This is a genomic window from Halomonas sp. TP35, from assembly GCF_052375975.1.
Taxonomy (GTDB): domain Bacteria; phylum Pseudomonadota; class Gammaproteobacteria; order Pseudomonadales; family Halomonadaceae; genus Vreelandella; species Vreelandella citrativorans.
The window spans coordinates 448,851-472,489 of the sequence record NZ_JBQSUZ010000001.1 but is presented as its reverse complement, the minus strand read 5'-3'; the positions used below and the strand labels follow the sequence as shown (position 1 = coordinate 472,489).

At 52.6% G+C, this 23,639-nt stretch carries 18 protein-coding genes and 1 riboswitch; of the genes, 16 read left to right on the top strand and 2 right to left on the bottom strand.

What is annotated here, in order from left to right:
• Window positions 1–5 precede the first annotated feature (5 nt).
• From ACT3RU_RS02170 to ACT3RU_RS02125, 10 genes are read left to right on the top strand one after another with little or no spacing between them, the layout of a single operon-like run.
• Window positions 6–3,059, top strand: coding sequence for a virulence factor SrfB (locus ACT3RU_RS02170; RefSeq protein ID WP_192528417.1), 3,054 nt, complete (start codon window positions 6–8; stop codon window positions 3,057–3,059).
• Window positions 3,056–5,824 (top strand): putative virulence factor, encoded by a 2,769-nt coding sequence (locus ACT3RU_RS02165; RefSeq protein WP_192528418.1) that lies wholly within the window; start codon window positions 3,056–3,058, stop codon window positions 5,822–5,824. The genes ACT3RU_RS02170 and ACT3RU_RS02165 overlap by 4 nt, the downstream gene beginning before the upstream one ends.
• Window positions 5,817–6,917 (top strand): hypothetical protein, encoded by a 1,101-nt coding sequence (locus ACT3RU_RS02160; protein ID WP_192528419.1) that lies wholly within the window; start codon window positions 5,817–5,819, stop codon window positions 6,915–6,917. The genes ACT3RU_RS02165 and ACT3RU_RS02160 overlap by 8 nt, the downstream gene beginning before the upstream one ends.
• Window positions 6,914–8,875 (top strand): vWA domain-containing protein, encoded by a 1,962-nt coding sequence (locus ACT3RU_RS02155; RefSeq protein ID WP_192528420.1) that lies wholly within the window; start codon window positions 6,914–6,916, stop codon window positions 8,873–8,875. The genes ACT3RU_RS02160 and ACT3RU_RS02155 overlap by 4 nt, the downstream gene beginning before the upstream one ends.
• A gap of 28 nt (window positions 8,876–8,903) precedes the next feature.
• Entirely contained in the window at window positions 8,904–9,578 is a 675-nt protein-coding gene (locus tag ACT3RU_RS02150; protein ID WP_287076923.1) for an ABC transporter ATP-binding protein, read from the top strand.
• On the top strand, window positions 9,562–10,785 hold the full coding sequence (locus ACT3RU_RS02145) for an ABC transporter permease (protein ID WP_225733911.1): 1,224 nt from the start codon (window positions 9,562–9,564) through the stop codon (window positions 10,783–10,785). The genes ACT3RU_RS02150 and ACT3RU_RS02145 overlap by 17 nt, the downstream gene beginning before the upstream one ends.
• The gene (locus ACT3RU_RS02140; protein ID WP_319643847.1) at window positions 10,775–12,313 is read left to right on the top strand and encodes an SUMF1/EgtB/PvdO family nonheme iron enzyme; all 1,539 of its coding nucleotides are present in this window, start codon (window positions 10,775–10,777) and stop codon (window positions 12,311–12,313) included. Before ACT3RU_RS02145 ends, ACT3RU_RS02140 begins: the two co-directional genes overlap by 11 nt.
• Window positions 12,314–12,346: 33 nt before the next feature.
• Entirely contained in the window at window positions 12,347–13,084 is a 738-nt protein-coding gene (locus ACT3RU_RS02135; RefSeq protein ID WP_192528422.1) for a coiled-coil domain-containing protein, read from the top strand.
• 9 nt (window positions 13,085–13,093) lie between these two features.
• The gene (locus tag ACT3RU_RS02130) at window positions 13,094–13,594 is read left to right on the top strand and encodes a hypothetical protein (protein WP_225733913.1); all 501 of its coding nucleotides are present in this window, start codon (window positions 13,094–13,096) and stop codon (window positions 13,592–13,594) included.
• A gap of 39 nt (window positions 13,595–13,633) precedes the next feature.
• Window positions 13,634–14,908 carry a vWA domain-containing protein gene (locus ACT3RU_RS02125; protein ID WP_192528423.1) on the top strand — a complete coding sequence of 425 codons (1,275 nt, stop codon included), beginning with the start codon at window positions 13,634–13,636 and terminating at the stop codon, window positions 14,906–14,908.
• 24 nt (window positions 14,909–14,932) lie between these two features.
• On the opposite strand, the gene ACT3RU_RS02120 is transcribed toward ACT3RU_RS02125, so the two are convergent.
• Both ACT3RU_RS02120 and ACT3RU_RS02115 read right to left on the bottom strand, forming a co-directional pair.
• Window positions 14,933–15,742 carry a cytochrome c oxidase assembly protein gene (locus ACT3RU_RS02120; protein WP_192528424.1) on the bottom strand — a complete coding sequence of 270 codons (810 nt, stop codon included), beginning with the start codon at window positions 15,740–15,742 and terminating at the stop codon, window positions 14,933–14,935.
• Window positions 15,743–15,744: 2 nt separating this feature from the next.
• Window positions 15,745–16,209, bottom strand: a complete 465-nt coding sequence (locus tag ACT3RU_RS02115; protein ID WP_087110788.1) for a DUF2243 domain-containing protein — start codon at window positions 16,207–16,209, stop codon at window positions 15,745–15,747.
• A 112-nt stretch (window positions 16,210–16,321) separates the two neighbouring features.
• A riboswitch (cobalamin riboswitch) is annotated at window positions 16,322–16,514 on the top strand.
• A 73-nt stretch (window positions 16,515–16,587) separates the two neighbouring features.
• On the opposite strand from ACT3RU_RS02115, the gene ACT3RU_RS02110 reads away from it, so the two are divergent.
• From ACT3RU_RS02110 to ACT3RU_RS02085, 6 genes are all read left to right on the top strand, one after another.
• Window positions 16,588–17,601, top strand: a complete 1,014-nt coding sequence (locus ACT3RU_RS02110; protein WP_087110786.1) for an ABC transporter substrate-binding protein — start codon at window positions 16,588–16,590, stop codon at window positions 17,599–17,601.
• An 81-nt stretch (window positions 17,602–17,682) separates the two neighbouring features.
• A complete protein-coding gene (locus tag ACT3RU_RS02105; protein ID WP_225733914.1) occupies window positions 17,683–18,108 on the top strand; it encodes a pseudoazurin in 426 nt (141 codons plus the stop codon).
• Between the two features lie 569 nt (window positions 18,109–18,677).
• Window positions 18,678–20,627 (top strand): methyl-accepting chemotaxis protein, encoded by a 1,950-nt coding sequence (locus ACT3RU_RS02100; RefSeq protein WP_087110784.1) that lies wholly within the window; start codon window positions 18,678–18,680, stop codon window positions 20,625–20,627.
• A gap of 369 nt (window positions 20,628–20,996) precedes the next feature.
• Window positions 20,997–21,473: a LabA-like NYN domain-containing protein gene (locus ACT3RU_RS02095; protein WP_087110782.1), complete on the top strand. Its 477-nt coding sequence runs from the start codon at window positions 20,997–20,999 to the stop codon at window positions 21,471–21,473.
• 233 nt (window positions 21,474–21,706) lie between these two features.
• The gene (locus ACT3RU_RS02090) at window positions 21,707–22,231 is read left to right on the top strand and encodes a TonB-dependent receptor domain-containing protein (protein ID WP_217883886.1); all 525 of its coding nucleotides are present in this window, start codon (window positions 21,707–21,709) and stop codon (window positions 22,229–22,231) included.
• Between the two features lie 250 nt (window positions 22,232–22,481).
• A complete protein-coding gene (locus ACT3RU_RS02085) occupies window positions 22,482–23,636 on the top strand; it encodes a M20 metallopeptidase family protein (protein WP_087110780.1) in 1,155 nt (384 codons plus the stop codon).
• The last annotated feature ends 3 nt before the right edge of the window (window positions 23,637–23,639 follow it).

Genomic DNA, 23,639 nt, shown 5'->3' with positions numbered 1-23,639 from the left:
GGATTATGTTACCTGAGATTATTAATTTCGAAGAGGTGGCAACTCTGGTTAGCCACTCCGGCGTTCAGTTCCTGGACTTTGGTTTAACACTGGAGCCTCGCAAGGAGCCAGCTGGGGAGTTCATGTATCTGGCCACTACGGACAAGATGCTGACTCGCCTGCTGGTTAATGAAGAAGATGGCTCTTTATTTCATGAAGTAGAGCCTGGCGAGTTTGAAATCGTTAAACGCCCTCAATTCGACATGGCGATGTCGACAAGTCTTGAGCAGTTGGATAAAGCCTGGCTCCCGCTCCCCTTTTTCCGTTTTCGGCCGCCAAGCAAGTTTGATGAAGGCCCTGCCAACTGGGCCCGCATGCGCTTGACGGCCTTGGATGAGCCCGATATCGACGGCCATACTCATCGCCTGACGTTAGCCTTTGATACACAAACGCTGCCGCGTCGTGATAACACCGCATACCTTTGCCCAACGACGGATGACGTCAACTCAGGCACCAACTTCCGCCTGGCCACCAGCACGTCGAACATGCGCTGGTTTCTTGACCAATCCTGGGTAAGAGAATGGCTTGAAGAGCTTTTCCGCGAAGCCAATCCCAAGCTTGATAGCCAGGAAATGCGTGACGCTCTTGAAGAGTGCCAGCATTTTGCACATTACCTGAACGTACTTAGCCTGCTGCGCCAGCCTATCGAAGAAGAGCACAGCAAGCAGGGCAAACGCGTTCATATTCCTGACATCAAGGTTATCGCCCAGAAAGAAGGGGTAATTCCCGTCGACCTAGTGCTCGATGTCGGCAACTCGCGTACGTGCGGGATTCTGATAGAAGATCACGGCCAGTCGGGCATGGGGCTGAGACACAACTATGTGCTTGAGCTGCGTGACCTTGTCGATCCTGAGCGGGTTTATAGAGACCCGTTTGATAGTCGTATTGAATTCTCACAGACCTTTTTTGGCAAAGACCACTTATCCGTCAAGAGTGGCCGTCATGACGCTTTCTTATGGCCTACCATCGCCCGGGTTGGCGTGGAAGCAGGACGTTTGGCCGGACGGCGGCGGGGCACCGAAGGCTCCACAGGTCTATCCAGCCCCAAACGTTACCTGTGGGACGATGAGACATATCACCACGGTTGGCGCTTTAACAGTGCGTATGTGCGTACCGACACGGAGCCACATGCCACCGCCGCCCCCTTCTCTCATCTGATTAACGAGCTGGGGGATGCGCTCTACACGCTGGATGAAGAAGATCAGCTACCTGTCTTCAAGCCGCACTACTCGCGCAGCTCGCTGATGACCTTCATGCTGTCAGAAGTGCTGGCACAAGCATTGATGCAGATGAACAGCCCCGCTCAGCGTGCCCGGCAAGGGCATACCAACCGCCCTCGCCAGCTACGCTCTATCACCCTGACAGTGCCTCCAGCGCTGCCACAGGCAGAACGCAGCCTGCTGGTATCACGGCTTGAGCAAGCGGTTGCCCTGATCTGGAAAAGCCTGGGCTGGGATCACGGTGAAGAAGAGAGTAATCCGTTTGAAGCAGAAGCTGACGGCACCTTACGCGTCCCGATGCCGAGCTTGCGTGTAGAGTGGGACGAAGCCTCCTGCGGCCAGTTGGTTTACCTCTATACGGAAATCAAGGAGAACTTTGCCGGGCATCCAGAAGAGTTCTTCGCAACGCTTGCACGCCCTGATAAACCCCATCGTGAGCAGGTCAGCCTTGCCACTATTGATATTGGTGGCGGCACCACGGACCTGGTCATTACCGACTACCATCTTGACCGCAGTGGATCAACGAGCGGAGGCAGTAATGTCTCCGTCGTACCACAGCAGCGCTTTCGTGACGGTTTCCGCGTCGCCGGAGATGACATCCTGCTTGATGTCATTCAGCTGTTCGTACTTCCCAGTTTTGAGGCCGCGCTCAAGCAGGCAGGAGTAGCATCGCCTGACTCGATGATGTCGCAACTATGCGGGCAGGACAACGCTAATGCCCAGAATCAGGTTCTACGCCAACAGCTTAACCTGCAGGTTTTCACCCCGCTCGGCCTAGCGCTACTTGAGGCCTATGAAAGCTTTAACCCCGAGCAGCCTTGTGGCTCAGAGACACTCACCTACGGTGAACGCTTAGGCGAGCACAAGGTAAGCACATCGGTGCACCGTTATGTCGAAACGGCACTAAGGCACGAGCTGGGCATGGACCTTACGTTTGATTTGATGAGCATTCCGCTTACGTTCAACTTGCTGGACGTTCATCGTGCCTTTTTGCAAGATCGCTTCAACATCTGCAAAACCCTGGCATCGCTGTGTGAAGTGGTTTTCCAATATCAGTGCGACATGCTCTTGATTACCGGCCGCCCATCACGTTTACCGGGTGTCCAAGCCTATTTGCGCAAAATGCTGCCACTACCACCGGGGCGCATCCTGCCACTGCAGGGTTACCGCACAGGCAGTTGGTACCCCTTCCATCGCAACGGCCGTATAGACGATCCTAAAACCACGGCTTCCGTAGGCGCGATGTTGTGCTCACTGTGCACCCGCCATGATCTGTCCAACTTCTTTTTCGATGCTGCGAAGCTGAAACCCTATTCAACGATTCGTCATATTGGTTTGATTGATAACAATAATACGATCCCTGATGCCGATATCACCTATCGCGATATAACAACCTCCGAAGACGGCACCATGATTCATCTGCAAGAAGATGAAACAGGGGAAACGCCCGCAATCGAAATGCGCGGTGCACTTCGAATCGGCTTTCGCCAGCTAGCCGCTCAGCGTTGGTCAGCGTCTCCGCTCTATACGCTGACGTTTACCCCGACCGGGACGGAGAAGTTCGAAAAAGCCAAAGCCAATACGGGCCACGCTTTCATATTGAAGGTACGTTTAGCGGTGGATGAACGGGCCAGCAAAGGCAGCCTGATCAGTGATCGCCTGAAGATCGCCAGCGTTGAAACGAGCGGTGAAGGCAGCTTTAGCTCACGTGACCTGAAGCTGCAGCTCAATACACTTAATGATGCCGGACTGGGCGATACCAACTACTGGCTGGACAGCGGGAGCGTAAAACGCACATGAACCAGTTGACACCCGAACAGTTGTCACCAGGACAGCTGACGCCAGAACAGAAACAGCTCAGCGAAGGCTGGAAGTCCTTTTATCAGGGCGCAGGTGAAGCCCTGGAGTGGATTGACTCAGTGCGCCAAAGCGCCCCTAGCCTCGACAGTGAAGCAGACACGCTGGGGCTTGCCCTTTATCGATCCCGTAACCTTGCGAAAAGCTTATCGCATGCCGCCACGACACCAATGACCGTCGGCTTTTTTGGGCTCTCTCAAGCGGGTAAGTCGTATCTTATATCCGCACTGGCGGCTGGCGAAAACGGCAAATTGGAAACGCGTTATGGCTCGGCTCGTTTAGACTTTATCGAACACATCAACCCTGTCGGTGGTGGTAAGGAAGCGACCGGCCTGGTCACACGATTTAGCCGCACGGCAAGCTCCGGCCCCAGCGAATTCCCGGTTGAACTCAAGCTGTTCAGCGAAGTGGAAGTAGCGAAAGTATTGGCGAATGCCTGGTTCAACGACTTCGACCACGAACGCGAAGACGTTTACGAAATTGATGAAAGCAAAGTCGCGCGCCTGCTGTCGCTTTACGCTGCTGAATCTGATGAAAAGCGCCAATCAGGGATAACGCCGAAAGGTGTAACGCCCGAAAATGTGGTAGAGCTTTGGGACTACCTACAGGCGAGCTTTCCTAAATCCGTCAGCAAACTCAACGCCCGCTACTGGCCGCAGGTAGTCAAGCTTGCCCCGCAACTTACCAGCCACCAACGGGCTGAGCTGTTCTCCATTTTATGGGGCGAACAACCCGAACTTACCCACCTTTATCGCCAACTCGCCCAGACCCTGGATGCCTTGGGCCACGCCGCTCGCGTTTATGCCCCGCTTCGCTGCCTGGTAGTGAGCGATGGAGACGGCTTTAGTCAGCGCGACAGCATCATGAACGTCGACATACTGGAGCGCCTGGGTACCGCAAAGGATTATACGCTTGAGGTTTGCCCCTCAATTGGCGATACCCTGGCCGCGCCGGTTAGTTTATCGGTTGCCCAACTCGCAGCACTCACGGCGGAACTGACCTTTCCTCTGATCGAGCCTACCCGTGACCCGCGGGTAGAGCAGGTGGACCTGCTGGACTTCCCCGGTTATCGCGGCCGTTTAAGCCTACGTAATATTGGTGAATCAGGAAGCCAGGAAGGCCTTTCTCAACTCTTGCTGCGTGGCAAGGTGGCCTACCTGTTCGAGCGCTACACGGACAGCCAGGAAATGAACGGCTTGGTGGTCTGTACAAGTTCAGACAAGCAGAGCGATGTGACAAGCGTTGGCCCGGTCTTAACCCGCTGGATCGAAAAAACCCAAGGCGAAACAGCCGCCGAACGCGGCCAGCGCGATCCTGGGCTGATCTGGGCGCTCACCATGTTCGATAAGCGTATTTCCGGCGCGTTGCAACAAACCGAAAGCCAGTTGCGTGAAGGCTGGGAAGGTCTGATCAAAATGACCATGCTGGAGCGTTTCGGAAGCTTTGAGTGGATGCAGGAGTGGTCACCCGGCCAAGCGTTTAATAATACTTTCTTGGTGCGCAAACCGCGTTTGCCTGTGCCGTTCCTGGTAAGTGAAGAAGGCCGGGAAGTTGCCATAAACGAAGCAACACAAGCAGCCTTGGCAAGCATGCAAAATACCTTCATTGAAAGCCCGACGGTACAGCAGCACGTTCAGCAACCCGCCGATGCCTGGCAAGCAATGCTGACGCTAGATGATGGTGGCATGGCCCACGTTGGCGACTACCTGGGCCGCATTGCAGGCTTGGAGTACAAATTAGGCCGGATCGAAAGCCAGCTCAAGGAAACATATCGTACGCTGGTCACGGATCGTCTTGCTACTTGGCACTTCAATGACGCCGATGGTGAAGTAGAGCAGAAGCGCGCCATTGCAGGCCGTTTCTGGAAAGAGCTTCAGGTGCGCTGGCAATCAATGGGAGAGCTGCAATATCACCTGGAACTGCCCGACGAAACCGTTCGCGACCTCTACCTCAGTGACAGCGAAGACAGCCTGTCATCATCCACAGAAGATGACGACGACGCTAGCGTCGACAATGGTGGGCTATATGGCAGCAGTAGTGCTGGCCTGGAAGCTGACTTTGGAGCGCTTCCTTTTGGCGACAGTCCTGGCGAACCAACCGATATACCCGCCCAGGCACCAAGAGCGCCCGTGCTGCAAAGTGCTGATCACCGCTTTGCCAAGGCCGTCTATCACGCCTGGGTAGGTCACTTGCGTGAGTTTCCCCAGCGCCAAGGGCTGTTACGCATGCTGGGGCTGGATCGTGATTTGATGAAGCTATTGGCCGATGAACTGATTACAGGTGCCAGCCGGTCAAAGGTACAAGAGAAACTGCAAGAAGCCCTGCTGCAACGCATTCAAAGCGGCGCCCGCCGGGATCGGCTCGTGTCACGGCAAGTATTGACGGCCCAGCTCGTGCTGCGTGATTTCATTGCCTGGCTCGGTTTTCACTACCTTCCTGTGGATCAGCGGCCTGCAAGCCTTGTGGGTAGAAAAGGTCCCCTATTTGGCTATCAGCGTGACCACCTACCCAACGGCGAATTACCGCAACTACCTGACCAGCCCGTCAATCAAGCGCAGGTGTATTTTGGCAACTGGCTATCCGGACTTTATCTCATGACTCAAGAAAATGCCGGGCATAGCGGCGGTCGCGAAATCACCATTGAGCAGAATGAGCGCCTCGGTGAGGTACTTGCGTTATTCACTACCAAGGAGAAGGCGTATGCGTAAAGTTGAGCTTCGCCCCCTGTCTGATCTTAAACCCGGTTATGCCCAGCTAGTAATGATCGGTGGCACTCCTCCGAGCGAAGGTCTGTCGGTAGACATTCAGCGCAACCAGGATGAACACTTTTTACAAGCCGATGGAAAGTGGGGAAGCCACTCTTTTAAATTCACGCTGCCAACGCTGCAAACCAATGCGGACGGCCACTCGACGGCTGTGGTCGATGAGCAGATCGTTGACCCACTAATCGAAAATCCGCATGCCACCAATATGGTTCGGTTTTACGCTGCTGATGGCACGGAGTTGGGGCGCGCACGTTTAAAGCTAGCCCGTGACCTGATGCCATCCGGCGCCAGTGGCAGTACGCCCTCATTAGCCGCAGGAGCGGCCCTACATTCACCGGCGGCGCCAGAACCCGAACCAGAGCCTGACCCCATACCGGTTGAGCCATCACCCGCCGAGGTTACAACGCCAGCGCCAGAAGCGCCCCAGACAGCAAAAAAGGGCAATAAGCGATGGCTTTGGATAGTACTGGCTATTGTGCTTTTGGCACTTCTTGCAGCCGCCGCCTGGTTCGGCCTAGCGATGCGCAATGCGCCTTCAGACGCTGCCAGCGAAGCAGAGCAGGAGGAAAGTCAGCCTGAACAGCCGTTGGAAGAAGAGCCTGCTGCCCCAGAACCTGAACCTGAACCTGAATCTGAACCTGAAGCTGAAATAGCTCCGGTCGGTGAAGAGGGCCCGGCAGAAGGGATTGCCGCTCCCTGCTCTCTTCAGCGTATGACCGAACAGGGCGAACTTGAGTTTATTCAGAGCTGCACCTCTGCTGGGATTGATTCTGACGTCATGCTGAGCGTGATTGACGACGCGCTAGCGAATGAGCGTTGCGGCATAGCACGTCGTCTTTACGCCCATGAGGCGCTTAATGGCGATATTGACGCCGCGCTTGGCTATGCCCGCCAATTTGATCCTGAACAGCATGCATCCAGTACCTGCTTCCCAGAAGCGGATGCTGAAACCGCTATCTTCTGGTACGAGACCGCCCAAGGCATTGACGCCACAAATCCAGAAGCTAATCAGCGACTTGAGGAACTTCAGCCATGACACTGCACAGGATACTGCTGAGCCTGACGGTAGGCATGTTGGCAGCTACTCAAGCGCTCGCTGACGACCGACCTTTATTACAAGAAGGAAAGGAAACACTTTACCAACGCGTTTTGACAACGCCAGGCTGTCACCTCGTGCAAGATGCAGGCGGTGCAGGGGGCGAGCTCCAACCTGCCTTTAGCCGTTTTTATGTGTATCAGTTGAGCGAGAAGAGTGGCGAAAACTGGCTAAAGGTGGGCCCCGATAGTTATGGCAGCGCCATTGGCTGGCTGCCTGAATCCTGTACGGTCGATTGGAAAATGCAGCTCACACTGTCATTTACCAATCCTGCTAATCGTGAACGTCTGATGTTCTTTAAAGAACGTGACGGACTGATGCAAATTTTTGACGACTTTGAGCCTTCCGGAAAAGTAGCTCCCTTACGTGCTCAGCTACGCCGTGATGGTGAGGCTTCGGGGATCGTCGCCCAAGAGCCTGAGTACTTTGTCGATCTTCAAGAACAGTTTTATTTACTGCCTATTCTTGAAGGCGAAGAGATCATGACTGAGGCTGGCTTTATGACACGCTTGCTGCGTGTTGCTTCTGTCAGTGAGGCGGCTGAAGAAGGCCAGCAGGATGATACCCAGAAGGATCCTTCAGCGCAGTTACGTGAGTTTAATGCCGGTGTTGTATTTGTCATTGACTCCACCTCTTCCATGGGACCCTACATTGAGCGTACCCGTGAAGCCGTTGAGCGTATATACCAGAGGATTGAGGACCAACAGCTCACAGACCAGGTAAAATTTGGCCTGGTTTCCTATCGCGACAGCGTAGACGCAGCACCCGGCATTGAGTATGTCACCCGTATGTTCGCTAATCCTGCTGATATTGAAAGCGGCAACGATTTTATGGCCCGGGTGGCAAGCCTCAGCGAAGCCCAGGTTTCTACCGTTGGCTGGGAGGAAGATGCTTATGCGGGCATCATGCAGGCAGTCGAAGAGATTGAGTGGAGTAATTTTGGCGCGCGCTACATTGTTTTAATCACTGACGCCAGTGCAATTGACAGTGATAGCGAGCGCTCGTCGACAGGGTTTAGTGCAGACCAGGTTCGTCTGGAAGCCGCCCGTCAAGGTATTGCAGTCTATACCTTGCATTTAAAAACCCCTGGCGGCGAGAGCAACGGGGACCATGCTAAAGCTGAAGCACAATACAGCAACCTCTCTACGTTCGCAGGCACGGGCACCTCACTCTATTACCCTGTTAATACAGGCGATGTAACACTTTTTGGACAGCGTGTTGATGCTTTAGCCTCCGCGATTACGGACCAGGTTCAAGCGGCATATTTAGGCGATGAGGCCATCGGTAGCGCTTTAAACGCCGAGCCCACTGAAGACCCAAGTGAGCAACGTTTGATGGATGATATGCAGGTCATTGGCCATGCAATGCGCCTTGCTTACCTTGGCCAAGTAACGGGAAGCCAAGCTCCACCCGTATTTGAAGCATGGATTAGCGACCGAGATCTCATTGCTCAACATGTGCCAACCATCGACGTGCGCGTACTGCTTACCAAAGGGCAGCTTAGCGATTTGAGTGACGTGGTCAGTGAAATTCTTAACGCAGCAAATGCTGGGCTTATTTCGCCGACCGACATGTTTGATCGGCTCCGCTCTGTGGCTGCAGCAATGGGTGCGGATCCTAATCAAGTACAGCAAAGCGAAGGGCAGCACTTAAGCGAATTAGGACTTATGGGCGAGTACCTTGACGACCTCCCCTATCAAAGCGAAGTGCTTAATCTTGATGAAGAAACCTGGCTGAGTTGGGATGGTTTGCAGCAAGAACGCTTTATCAGACGCCTCGCCACTAAACTACGTCATTACCAGCGCTATAACGAAGACGTTGATAGGTGGGTATCTCTCGCTGAAGGCGCCGACCCTAGAGATGATGTCTATCCGATTCCACTAGAAATGATGCCTTAAGCCTGTGCTGAATCTAAAGGAATTACGTGTGGCACGTGGTGAGGGCGATGAGCGTCACGAAGTCTATTTGCCAGAACTTGCTCTCATCTCGGGACAAGTAGCGGCAATTGTCGGCCCTAGCGGCTGTGGTAAAAGCACCCTGCTAGAAGCAATAGGGCTTTTGCTCGCTCCCAGCACGCTGCAAAGCTATTCGCTTGGGAAGGCAAAGACCGACGTGGCCGCCTTGCTGCATAACAGGAACGAAAACACCCTGGCCAGCATTCGCTCGAAAGACATTGGCTTCTTACTACAGAACGGTGGGCTGCTGCCGTACTTGAGCGTACGCGACAATATTACGCTCCCCCGGCGCTTATTGGGCCTACCCGCTAGTAGTGAACGCATTCAGCATGCCTGTGCCAAGCTGCGCCTGGACGCTCTGTTGGATAAACGCCCTAGTGCGCTTTCCATTGGAGAGCGCCAGCGCACTGCTTTCGTGCGAGCGATGGCACATGAGCCGCAGGTATTACTGGCCGATGAACCCACGGCAGCTCTTGATCCATACGCAGGGGCTCAGCTTTTTGACCTTATGGTATCGCTTGTGAAAGAGCTCGATATGGCTGCACTCGTGGTCTCCCATGACTACACGCTGGTTGATCAGTTCAAACTGCCAAGACTGGCAGCCTCCTTAACGCCAGAGGGGTGTTGTTTTGCCTTCGCGCAGTAACCGATTTTTTCTCATTACTCGTTTAGCGTTGCAGGATCTTTGGCATGATCGCCAAGTATCGTTATGTATCGCGGCCGCTTTAGTAGCAGTGATTGCGCCGCTGTTGCTGCTTTTCGGACTCAAACATGGCGTTGTTAGCCAGCTTCAAAGCGAGCTACTTGATGACCCACGAAACCTCGAAGTGCGCATGCTGACAAGCGGTAGTTATGACGATCACTGGATGACGAAACTGCGCGAACATCCCGAGGTAGGGTTCGCTATTGGGCAAACACGCTCACTGAATACTCAAGCCAATTTGCTGAAGGATCGTCAGCACTTCCTGGAGGGCATCGAATTGATTCCTTCGGCACCTGGCGACCCGTTGCTAAACACCCTGGATCGCTACCCTGAAGGGGCACGCATCATCTTAAGTGAGTCAGCGGCCAGGCGCCTTGACGTCATCGAGGGCGAATCTCTTACTTTAGCGGTTAACAGAAGGCTTGATGAACAGCTTGAGCGTGGTCACCTGAACGTAGAAATTGCGGGTGTACTAGAGCCTGCCCGCTTTTCGCGTCCGGCTGCTTTTGTGGATCTTTCACTGCTTATTGAGTTGGAACACTTTCGAGACGGTCAAGCAAGTCCCCTTTTAGGCATAAATAATGGCTTAGCGCGAGATGATTACCCATTGAGATACGCCCGGGCGCGTGTTTACGCCAAGGATGGCGATTCAGTACAGGGATTAGTGGAGTGGTTGGAGAACCAGCGTATTGATACTGCAAGCCAGCTTGCTGATATTGAAAATGTACGCACCATCAATAGAGTTCTAGAACTCGTTTTCGGTGTTATTGCCGTAACAGCGATTATTGGATGCATGGCCTCCATGAGTGGTGCTTTTTTAGCCAACATTGATCGAAAACGCCGTGAGTATGCTGTTTTACGCTTGCTTGGTTTTCAACGCCCGGCTATCGCCACCTATATAGCCGCTCAAGTGAGCGTGTTAACGCTAATCGCTTTTGTGGCAGGGCTGGGCCTATTTGCGCTGGGTTCCGTCGTTTTTAACCGTGCCCTCGCCACGAGCCATTTAGCCTCAGGCGTTGTGAGCCATATTACCCCCCTCCATGCCGTGATCGCTTTAATACTCGCTTTTTCGGTAGGGCTATTGGTCGTCATGGTCGGCGTGATACGTGCCTACGGAATTCAACCAGCGGAGAGTCTACGTGAAGCTTGAACGTTGCCTTATCTTATTATTGTCCGGACTTAGCGTTTCCAGTATTGCCCAAGCGGAGCAATGGCCTGAAAGACTCTACAACCCAGCCCCTTCGAGTGGGGATGTGGTGCTTCCAATGCCGTGCGGTGGTGCAATGACGTTTCGCCAGGTACATGTGCCCGTCAGCAAACCACTCGATGACTTTCCCGTTCAAGTAGGGCAAGACGGCACAGGATGGGGTTACGTGGAGCAAAGCCGTCCAGCACATATTTCGGGTAGCTTTATAGACGACCAAGGAGCTACCTCCCGGTACTACCTAATGGCCAAGTACGAGCTAACCGAACTACAGTACGAAGCCCTAATGGAAAACACATGCCCAGGCCTCTCTAATCGTAAGCGTCTTCCCAAAGTAGGCATTAGTTGGTTTGATGCCATGCAGGTTGGCGATACTTACAACCTGTGGCTGCGTGACAATGCGGTGGATGCACTTCCTCAGGAAGACAGTGCGTTAGGTTTCGTGCGTTTACCCACAGAAACTGAATGGGAGTTCGCTGCACGTGGCGGTCTTGAAGTAAGTACGGCGGAGTATCGTGATTCTCGTTATCTCATGCCAGAAGGAATTAATGCTTACGAATGGTTTTCAGGCGCTCAGTCTTCCAATGGACGACTCCAGCTAACAGGCCTATTGGCCCCTAATCCATTAGGCCTACATGACATACTGGGTAACGCCAGTGAAATGATGTTTGAACCCTTCCGACTTAACAAGCTTGACCGCCAGCATGGCCAAGCAGGTGGCGTTATCGTGCGCGGTGGCAATTATTTAAGCCCTCGTGAAGACATTCGCACGGCCTTACGTAGTGAAGAGCCGTACTATGATGGTGAAGGCCAATCCCGCGGCCGTGCTACCGGCATGCGCCTGGCTGTCGTAGCACCGACACTTACCTCCCGAGAGCGTATCGCAGAGATCGAAGAGCAGTGGGCAGCGCTTGGACTGGGAGAGGAAGAAGATGGCACGCCGGATACGGCAGTCCAGTTGGCCGCCCTGGCCTCTGGCGTACAAGATGATGCTTTACAAGAAGAACTTCAGTCACTAGAGCGCCAGTTGCGTGCCAGCAACCAACGTCGTGAAGAAGCACGCAACCAGGCAATTCGTGCCAGCCTCAACTTGGGTGCTTTTCTATGCACCAAGTTAGAAGACGATGGCATTTTTTATGATTTTCTGGCGGATAACTATCGGGTTAACTGTGAAAACGACAACCCTGATGCCAGTTGCGGAATGCGGCAAACCCGCCTGGAGGATCAAGAACAGCGCCTTCAAGGTCTTAGCCGTTATTACGCAAGCAGTTTGGTGGAATCCGCCACTCTATATAGTTCCGATTCTCTAGCAGAACAAGTGCAAGTATTTAGCGAAATTCTCTCCCTTAACGCTCAGTTAAGCGAGCTTGAACCCTATCTTCAAACTTACTGGGGGCATCAGCAACAGTTTTTAAACAATCAGAGCATTACCGCCGGGGCTTGGCTTGAGAACTGTAAAGCCATGGCAAAATAATAACCACTATTAAACAACGCAAGGGAACAACACATGTCGCTCTACACCACTTATTTTAAGAAGCTGCTCGTTGGCTCAGCAATAGCAAGCACACTTGCTCTATCTGGTTGCGCCAGCACCGGTAGTAGCTTATTCAACAGTTCTGACAACCAATCAGCAGATCCACGCTTAACGCAAGGCAACGATGCTCAGTTTTTCAATAAATCTGGTTTTCAAGCCTGCGCAGCAGGTGCAGCTGTTGGCGTTATAGGATGTATGCTCAGTGGCTCTAGCAACCAAGCTCAGTGTGCCATTATTGCAGGCATCAGTGCCTGTGGCGTCGCCATGGGTGCTAACTACTATTTAGACCAGCGGCGTAATGAATATGCTTCATCAGCAGAGCGCTTACAGATGATGAGCAAAGATATTCAGCAAGATACTCAGAAAGTTATCGCCCGCACAGAAACGGCCCGTCAAGTTATGGCCGAAGACCGCCAACGTATCGAACGATTAGAGCAGGAAATGGCTGAGCAACGTATAAACCAGGAAATGGCTCAAAACGATTTAGCCGGTATCGACAGTAATATCGAGATCCTACGACGCGATATTCGAAACATGCAAAAAACAGTGACCGAATATGAAGAAGTGGCCCAGTTAGAGCGTCAAGAAGCAAGCTCTTCTGAAATTCAGCAGGTTGAGCAAGACATTGCCGTAATGAATCAGCAGGTACTAGCGCTGCAACAAGAAGTCGATGATCTCTACAGCATGCGTTCTGCGATCACTCTGGGGTAAGAAGACACTATGATGAAGTTTCAACTTATGGCTGTCGCTTGCGGCCTGATACTACTTAATGGCTGTGCCACTTCTCCGCAAGCTTGTGACCCCAGCCAAGAAGCCAGTCTTCTCACCAAGCTATCTTGTGATGCTGGCGGCGGCTATCGGTCACGTATCGATGCTGGCGAGCAGCAAGTGCAGCTTGATAAAGAAGAAAATGCACTGTTTCGTGATATCCAGCGGCAAATTGCAGAGCAGCAACGTGCTACACGAGATGAGCTACGCGTGACTAATCAGCAACAATATGAACTTGAGCGTACGATTGAACACTTAATGGTGCGCTTACAGAGCCGCTCTCAAGATCAGTTAGGGCTACAGCATCAACTGAACGCGTTAGCGCAGCAGAATAACGCGGACTTAGCAACGTCTGGTGCAGAAGAGGAGAGTTTCGCTGAACGACAAGCACGGCTTAAAGCTTTGCAAGAGCAAGTAGACAGACTTCAACAAAGCCTGGGCTATGCACCGTGATGATTCAAAAGATAGCGGCCTCCTCGCTGGAGGGCCTCCATGCAGCGTATTCTGCGTGAGGAAGGGCTTGCTTTGGCAGACCCTCTGCAACCACAGCGGTTGCAGAGGCTCGTCCATCGCTACAGCCCTCCTAGCATAGGCAACTTATTTGCCACGCCTCGCCCGGGAAATTCCGATAGTCTGGAGTGGTGGACGGAGTTACCGGGACAATCCCATCACTTTAAAGAGCTTCCACTCAGTGACCAGCAGAAGCTGAAAGAGCGTCTTGATCAACGCTTATTGGCTTTAAGCAACCTGATCACTGAACTGGAAAAACGAGACAACGCAGCTGCGAGTGAGTTAAGGCAGTTGCCCTCGGGGCCCAGCACCGAAAATCTGTACTCAGTAAATGGCGAACCGCTTTTAGTTCACTGGGTACCCGTGCAGTCGATGGCAGGTCCTGTTACGTCCTCAACGCCAATCAATCAACCTGTAATGGCACGACCAGCAGATCCTCCAAGGCGGCGCTATCACTTGCTATTACCGTTATTACTCTTACCGCTTATGGTTGGGCTAATACTGCTTGGCTTGTGGCTTGCCTTTAATCGATGGGGACCGTTTTCTCTTCCTTGGCAACCAAGCGAAGACGAAACAATCCCTCTTGTCTGCTATAGCGACAACACCCCCCCACCAGAATTCGTAGCTATCTTTGATACTTCCGGTTCCATGAACCTGAATATTCAAACGTCCAGGGAAGATGAATTGTGGTTTTTCAACATGCCCGATGCCCTGCGTGAGTTTCAGATCAATGATCCACGTATGCAGCAAATAATTGCCAGTCCCTCACGTCTCACTGTCGCTCAAGGAGCCTTCACCGACTTAGTGCAGGCGATTGACCCCAGTGTCGATATTGGACTGATCACCTATCAAGGGTGTGACGCTACGGTTATGCAAGGCATGTTCTCTGCAGAGCAACGCCCACAGCTCATAAAGGGTGTTAATCGATTGCTGGCTAATGACGGTACACCACTAGGAGCAAGCTTATTACAGGCCGCCAATATCGTTGATGGCAAAGAGCGTGATGCGGTTATTTTAGCGTTTGTTGATGGCGATGATGGCTGTGGTCAGGACCAATGCGCTATTGCTCAAGAAATTGCCCGCCAACAGCCCAGGCTCAAAATTAACGTTGTGGATATTTCGAACAGCGGATTATCAAACTGCATCGCCGAACAAACAGGTGGGCGCGTGTTCGGATCTCAAGATGCTGAAATGATTAGTACAATGCTATTAGATGCGGGAAGAGAAGCACTTGGTGAGGAGTACTGCACCCCCTAAGTCTAAGCCTTTAAAACCATAGTATTAACCAATCCTAGCGCCTGACAATAAACCCTCACGCCGCTCAACGGGCGTGCGCAACCAAAGCGTTAACAACACCACGGCCAGCAGCACTTCCGCCAGGTCGCCGCCGTAATACATCCATTGGGCGGCGGCCTGTACTTCCTCAAGCGAATGGCCAGTACCACGAGGCCAACCGTAGCCGTACATCAGCTTGCCCAACAGGCTATGAGTGGCAATAGACGCAAACAGTACGCCCATCCGAAAAAGCAGGCTCAGCCGATGGGGCGACACATCAGGCTCGGCCAGAATCGTCCAGCAGAACAGGTACCCGGCCAAAAGAAAGTGCAGGTGTATGACAACATGCACTATCGGGTGATGGAGAGATAGCGCATAAAGCGGCGTTAAATAGAGCACGTACATACCGCCGATATTGAGCACAAGTGCGCTAACCGGGTGTGAAACAAAGCGCACAAACCGGCTGTGTAGCAAAGCGACGACTCGTCTTCCGCCCGCCTGAGGCAAGGCGCGTAGCAGTAACGTAACAGGGGCCGCCAGTACCCAAGCGAGCGGTGCAAACATACCAATTAATAGATGCAAAACCATGTGGCCCACTAGATCATGGTGCGCCCAAGCCATTAAAGGGGGCGCCACGGCGATAGCTATCAGCAGACTACCCAGGCTAAAAAAGATACTTCGCCAAACGCTCCATCCGGCTGTTTGTTGCCGCTGGGCATAAGCGGCCAGAAGATACGCCAGCGTAAGTAGAACGATCAGTGCCACGGGCAGCCAATCAAGCATCGACCCATGAGCGGCGTGATCGTGAGCCTGCATGCTTAACGACGCGCCAAATGCTTGGCGCGAAAAAGCAGCCAGACGCCTACCAACAATAATCCTATCGCCGCGCCATTCCACACCACGTCATACATCAGCGGATCAACCCCATAGCGAATCTGGTGCAGGCGTAAAATCTTGTGGTTAATAACACCATCGAAAAGCTGAAACCCGCCCATCCCCAGAAAGAAGCCCGCTTGAGCCCATGGGATCGACAACCGTTTGCGCTGGGAAAGATCAAGCAGCATAAACACCCCAACCACGATGGCAAGGAGTTCAAAGGCATGCAGCAAACCGTCCGAGAGAATCCCAAACGCAGGTGTGGAGAAATCGAAAAAATGGTGCCATTGAAGCAGTTGGTGGAAGACGATTTCATCGACAGCGGCCATGACACCAATTCCCATCAGAATGGCTGCCCACAGCGAGCGTTGGGTATCAAATACTGATGAGGCGGGGTAGCTAGCCATGGCATCCTTGCTCCTGGAAGTTTCCCCTCAAGTTAGGTACGCCACGCGCTTATCGCAACCAGAAAGAGGTGATCCCAGGCTAATTTTAACCATGTTAAGCCTCATCGTTACCCCCTAGAATAGCCACGTCGGTGTTCTTTCGAGAACCTAATAGAGAATCCGCCGTGGCCTGGCCGCGAAACGGAACTGCCCCCGCAACTGTAGGCGGCGAGCGATGCTCGACAATGCCACTGGACGCTATGTCTGGGAAGGTGAGCTAGCGACGACCCGTCAGTCAGGAGACCTGCCGACACCCTAACCTTCATCGAGCGGGTCGGCTCGGCTGGCTACTTAGCCAGCTACACGCCAGCGGCCTGCTCATCATGCACGGGAGTGTACATGATGTTGAGATTAACCACGGCGGCTGTCGCCAGCCTTTGGCTTGGGCAAACCGCCAATGCCGCCACCGATTACCCCTTGACGCTTGAAAGCTGCGGGCACGAGATCACACTAGAATCGCCCCCTGAGCGGGTAGTGAGTATCGGCCAAGCGCCCACCGAGATCCTTTACATGCTGGGCCTTGAAGATACGGTTGCTGGCACCGCACTCTGGATTAACCCGGTACTGGAGGAGTTTGCTGACATTGACGCTAATGTCGAACGGTTGGCGGATGATGCACCAAGCTACGAAAGCGTGGTGGCTACCAAGCCCGACCTGGTGATATCTGCCTATGAGTGGATGATTGGACCCGCAGGCGTGGTCGGTACGCCTGAGATGTTTGCCGATGTGGGCATTCCCAGCTGGACCATGCCCACGGAGTGTATTGGCAAAAGCAACCACCAGAGCATGGACGGCGCCCGCACAACGCTGTTTGATACCGAACTGCTTTACAACAGCATCGCGACGCTTGCGCAGATGTTTGATGTTGCCGAACGCGGTGACGAGCTGATAACCGAACTGAAGGCGCGTGAAGCTGCGGCCATCGAAAAAGCGGCGGCTCTTGATTTACCGGACGATACTACCGGCGTGTTTTGGTACTCCTCCGCCGACCTGGGCATCGACCCTTACGTGGCAGGTGTTAATAGCGTGCCCGGCTGGATGATGTCGAAGCTGGGCATCGCTAACGTCGTGACATCAGAAGAGGAGTGGCCCACCGTCGGTTGGGAAACCATTGTTAGAAGTGATCCCACGTTTATTGCTGCCGCCAGAATGGATCGCCGTCGGTTCCCAGCCGACGACATTGCCGCCAAGCGGGCGTATCTTGCGTCAGACCCTGTCACCAGCATGACCGAAGCCGTGCAACAAGGCCGCATTATTGAGATTGATGCCCATGCGATGGACCCCTCGGTTCGAGCGATCTTTGCGCTGGAAGCACTCGCCAACCAGTTAGCGGAATTTGACCTATCACCGTGAGGCATTGCGCCGCCACATTGAGCGTGCCCCAAGGGCGCGCTTCTTACTCATTAATGTATGGGCTTACTCACTATGAAAATGATGCAACGACTTATTGTTCTGCTTGGTCTGCTACCGCTGGCGGCTCTAGCCAACACACATACCGTTGAGATGCTGAACCGCAATGATACCGGGCCAATGCCTTTCGCACCGGACTATCTTATTGTTCAACCTGGCGATACGGTGAAATTTCTAGCCACCGCCCCGGGGCATAATGCGGCCACCATTGACGGCATGATCCCCGAAGGCGGCGAGGCATTTGTAGGCAATATTAACGAAGAGATTGAGGTAACACTGAATGCCGAGGGCATTTGGGGCATTAAGTGCTCGCCACATTACACCATGGGCATGGTGATGCTGATTCAAGTCGGCGATACCACCGCGACGGAAGAGGATCTGCCCGACAACCTGCCTGCACCGGCACGCCAGCGTTTTGTTGAAATCCTGTCACGGCAGGCAAACAATTAACTATATTACTTTATCTATTAGGGCGGCTTGCCACATCAAACCGCCTTTCAAGATCAGCATTTATTTATCACCTCGCGAGTTTTGGTCACTTTTGATATGAAGAAGCTCTCTGGGTGAACTATCTAACATGTAATGTTGATCTTCTTTGCTCTCTATCCACTCAGATAACCAAGTGAGCAGACATTAAACATACGACGTTAACACCCACCAACATGCCACTTAGATCGCACATCGCCCCACCATCTCCTTTACGACACCTTGCTATCTAACAGCGACGCCACCATTAAAAAAAGAAACAACTGATAAGAAAAAATAAAAATCACTTTAAACACATCAACTATAGACTTCAAAAAAGTCATAAAAACTTACCGTCAAGATAGACAAGTCTGATTTTTAACTAAATTTGACTTAGATCAAGCCTAAAATCATCTTCTCCCCTCATGGCTTCAGCTATAACGCTCATTGCCGATAAAAGTAAGCAAGCCATTAATGCACAGGCACACGCGCAGGTTATGGTCAGCTTTTCAACGTCGTTGTCATAAATTATCCTTTTCATGTGAGAAAACATAATGCTGAAGGTATTACACCGTATTACTATAGGCCGTAAGTTTATTCTGGTTCTCGCCTTGCCATTGCTAGCCATGACCTGGCTAGCAGTGTCAGGTATTTTAGAACGTAAAGCGATTGTGTCTGAAATGAATCATCTTCAGGAGATGACGGTACTGAGCCAGTATGCCGGTGACCTGGTTCATGAACTTCAGCGCGAGCGTGGTATGACAGCCGCCTTTTTAGGCAGCCGCGGGCAAAACTTTCGCACTGAGCTGCCTAGCCAGCGCAAGGTGACCGATGGACAGATTGAGAAGTTCAATCTTTATACCGAAAATCTTATCTTTTCTGAAGATGACACAAGCGTTCAAGAGCAGGTAGTTCAAGCTAAACAAATTTTGCATGAGATAAACACAATCCGTTTGCGCGCCGACAGGCTGGAAATACCAGGCGATCAATCCAACCGTTATTATACGGACATTAATGATTTTTTAATCAACATTGTCAGCCAACTTACCTTTAGCGTTGAGCGCGGAGAAATTGTTCGACAGCTCAATGCTTATTACAATTTGTTAAACATAAAAGAACTAGCGGGTATTGAGCGGGCCATGTTAACAACCGCTTTTAGTGCAGACGCCATGTCTTCTACCGCGTTCGCCAATTTGCTGTCGATCACAGGCCGATCAGAAGCATACCTTAAAACGTTTAATCAGCTTTCCAATGCCAGCCTGCAGAGCGAGCTGGCAGCTATACTGGAAAGTGATCTTGCTAAAACGCTTGCTGACATGCGACGTACCGCGGTGGAGCAAGGCACGGCTGGAGATTTCAATATCAATCACCAGCAGTGGTTTGACCAACAAACCATGCTGATTGACAGCCAGGCGGAAGTAGGACGAGAAGCGGCCGATCTTCTGCTTGAAACAGCCCAGAGCTTGCGTGACAACGCGGTCAGCGAGCTGGCGTATTATCTGGCGTGCTCCTTAGCGGCGGCTCTGTTAGCGGTTCTGCTTTCTGTGCTCATTGTCCGCAGTATTGTACGCCCGCTAAAAATAGCGCTTGAAAACATCCAGACACGTGGAGGAGATCTGACTCAGCGCTTGGCGATTCCAGGAAGCGATGAGTTGTCACAGCTTTATCAGGCGTTCAACGAATCAACGGCTAAAACGGAAGAGCTGGTGGCCAGCATCAAGCAGGGTGCTCAGTCTGTCGAAGTTGCCAGCAAGGAGATTGCCAAGGGGAATGCAGACCTTGCCCAGCGCACCGAAGAGCAATCTGCGTCGCTTGTGGAAACGGCATCCAGCATGGAGCAGATTACGGCCACCGTGAAGCAAAGTGCAGATACGGCTCAGGAAGCACGTCGTTCTACACAGGACATGGCAAGCCAGGCAAATTCCGCTAACGATATAGCCGAACGGGCGCGTATGGCGATGGAGCAGATCCATGAAGCCAATCAGCAAGTCACCGCGATAGTGGAAGCCATTGATAACATCGCTTTCCAGACCAATATCCTAGCCTTGAATGCCTCCGTAGAAGCCGCAAGAGCCGGGGAGCAAGGGCGTGGATTTGCAGTGGTAGCCTCAGAGGTACGTAACCTGGCAAGCCGAAGTGCAGAAGAAGCCAAGCAGATTCGAAAGCTGATCGACAATAACGTTAAAAGTATAGAAGACGGGGAAGAGCTTGTTACCTCAACAAGCGATACGCTAAAAAACATTGCAGAACGCGCTCAGCATACGGCTGCTTTGGTGTCAGAAATATCCGCAGCAACCACCGAACAGTCATCAGGCATTGAGCAAATTAATCAGGCGTTAACCCAGTTGGAAGAAGTCACTCAGCAGAATGCTGCGCTGGTCGAGCAGGTCGCCACAGCGAGCCGCTCACTGGACGACCAAGCAGGCGACATGGCCAGCATGGTAGGTCGCTTTAAGGTCACCGAGGAAAGTAATACATTCGCATTAGCGCATCACAGCTACTGAGACCCTTTCATGAAACGCCCGCCGACGAAACATGGCGGGGCGTTTCATGAATGACGTGCCAATAATGAATGGCCTATCCAGCGCTCATTTGCCTGCAAGATCAGCTCAGAGTGAGTCATGTGCAAATATCTCCCTGAGCCTGCTAACAGGCATGCCTGCCCTCATGGTATTCGGTGCGCTCGCACTGGTGCACTTCATTGTTCATCTGCGCTTTTTTCCTACATATTGGCTAGGCTAAATCGCACCGGGACGCTCTAAAGCGTATCCTCTTCACCACACTGATCGTGCTTATCATCGTGGCCGGTACGATCTGGATGCTATGGGACCAACATGCCCGCATGATGGGATAGTTCGCAACGAGCCATACTTATGACCAACGTCGCCATCTTTATTGATACACAAAACGTCTACTACACCACGCGGGATGCATATCGGAGAAACTTTGATTACAACCGGTTTTGGGCGCAAGCCACCGCCAACAGAGACGTGGTGGGTGCGTTTTGCTATGCCATTGATAAAGGCGATAAGAAACAGCGCGAGTTTCAAAATATACTCAGAGCCATTGGTTTTGAGGTGAAGCTAAAGCCCTTTATTCAACGCGCCGATGGTTCTGCCAAGGGCGATTGGGATGTGGGTATTGCGCTGGATGCCATCGAGTACGCAGAGCACGCCGACGTTATCGTACTGGTAACGGGTGATGGCGATTTTGACCTGCTGGTGAATAAAATTCGCGTCAAGTATGGGAAAAAAGTAGAGGTATATGGCGTCCCCCAGCTCACCGCTGCGTCACTAATGAACGAAGCGAGCGCGTTTATTCCCATTAAGGAAGACCTGCTGCTGCGCTAATTCTTACGCTTGCCCCGCTCATCTCAAGCCCTATCCCCGCGCCGAAGCCACACGCATCAAGAGGCGCTTTCCCTTGACGTGTCAGCACAGGCGGGTAGCGCCATTACAACACGTAGCCCGCCACCGGTTCGGTTTTTGAGCGCCAATCTGCCGCGATGCGCCATGACGATACTGCGCACAAGTGATCACTCAAGTCAGCACGAAAACGGCGTGGTAACCCCTACGCGGGCGTGGTGTATGACCTCACGGACAATCACTCGCTATATGCAAGCTACACCAGCACATTCACGCCGCAAACCCGTGAAACCACCAGCGGCGCCACGGTTAAACCCATCGTGGGCGACAGCTATGAAACCGATGGCATCGACCTGGAGATCGCCGGCTCTTTGACGCCCAACTGGAATGTTTACGGTGGCTACACTTACCTGCACTTCCGCCGTGTGGACTCGGATGGCAGCAGCGACCCATCGCATCTGTTCAAGCTTTCCACTACGTATGAACCGTCCGGTTTCTTGAACCGCATGACCTTCGGCGGCGGTGTGTACGCGCAAAGCAACACCCATGCGATATCAGGCCCGGCAGGCCAACCTACAAACGGCGTCAGCACAGGTTCCACTGCCGTCAACTGGCCCGGCTACGCCATCGTTAACGCCATGGCAAAATACGATATCAACGATGAAACCAGCGTAACGCTTAACGTCGACAACCTGCTCGACCAACGCTACTACAACCGCTACGGCTTACGGCGCCCCACGTAGTGCCTCGCTTACGTTGAGGACTGAGTTTTAAGGGGTTTAGAGTAAATGAGGCAGCCGCGCGATTGCGCGGCTTTTTATTGAGCTACATAACTTCTAAATCTTGCACTAAAACCATGGATCTAATTTAAATGTTGCTCAAAAAGCAACAAAGATAACGTTCCTGCTTCTCCTTTCCACCCGTGAAGTCACTTAGGGTTAGTCTTCCTAATAACGTTGCCAATAGGCACATCAATAACGGCAAGGACAGGCAATGTTTACCGATAAGCAAATACAAGATGCAATCGTTCTGCGACAAACTCTCCACAAGCAGCCTGAGCTTAAATACCAAGAAACCCAAACCGCCAAGCTAGCCGCCGAACGATTACGCGCGCTTGGCTACAAGGTAACTGAGGGTATTGCGACAACAGGGATCCTGGCGGAACTGGATACCGGCCGCGAAGGTCCTGTGATCGCGTTTCGTGCTGATATGGACGCGCTTCCTATTCACGAAGCCAATACGTTTGGCCATCGTTCGCAGAATGAAGGTCTTATGCACGCCTGCGGACATGACGGACACACCGCCACGCTACTACTCGCCGCCGAAGTCATCATGGAAAAGCGTGATGAACTGTGTGGGCATCTCAAGTTGCTTTTTCAACCAGCGGAAGAAGGCGGCAACGGTGCGGATGCGATGGTCAAGGCTGGGGTGCTTGAAAACCCTAGAGTGGAAGCCGTATTTGGCTACCACAATCGCCCCGGCTTTCCTGAAGGCCAACTGTTCGTAAAGCCCGGTCCGGCTATGGGTGGCAACGACACGTTCAAAGTCATCATCGAGGGCGTCTCTGGCCATGCGGCCATGCCTCACTTGGCCATTGATCCGATCTACGTTGGCGCCTCGCTAGTACAACAATTGCAAGGGTTGGTGGCCCGTCACAAATCACCCTTGGAATCCGGTGTGATTACCGTAGCGTCCTTTCATGCAGGCGATGCAGCCAACGTAATCCCCGGCGCCGCAGAGCTCGTGGTGAATATTAGAAGTGACCGCCCCTCATCCCGCGATGCGCTGGCTGGCAAGCTTGAGCAGGTCACTAAAGGCGTGTGTGATGCCCATGGCGCCAGCTTCAAACTTGAACACATTCACCAGATTCCACCACTATCCAATGATCCCGAATGGTCTGAACGGGTGTTAGCACTCGCCTCCAAATATGTAGTCAGTAACGACATTCAGCAGTTGGATTACATGCCCACCATGGGTGCCGAAGACTTTGCGTTCTACCTACAGGAAGTGCCTGGCTGCTTTTTCTTCGTCGGTAACGGCGACAGCGCTTATCTTCACAACGAACACTACGACTTTAACGACAACATATTACAGGTAGCAGGTGGCATGTTTGTTGCTTTAGCAAAAGGGCTACTGTTACGCAGCTGACAA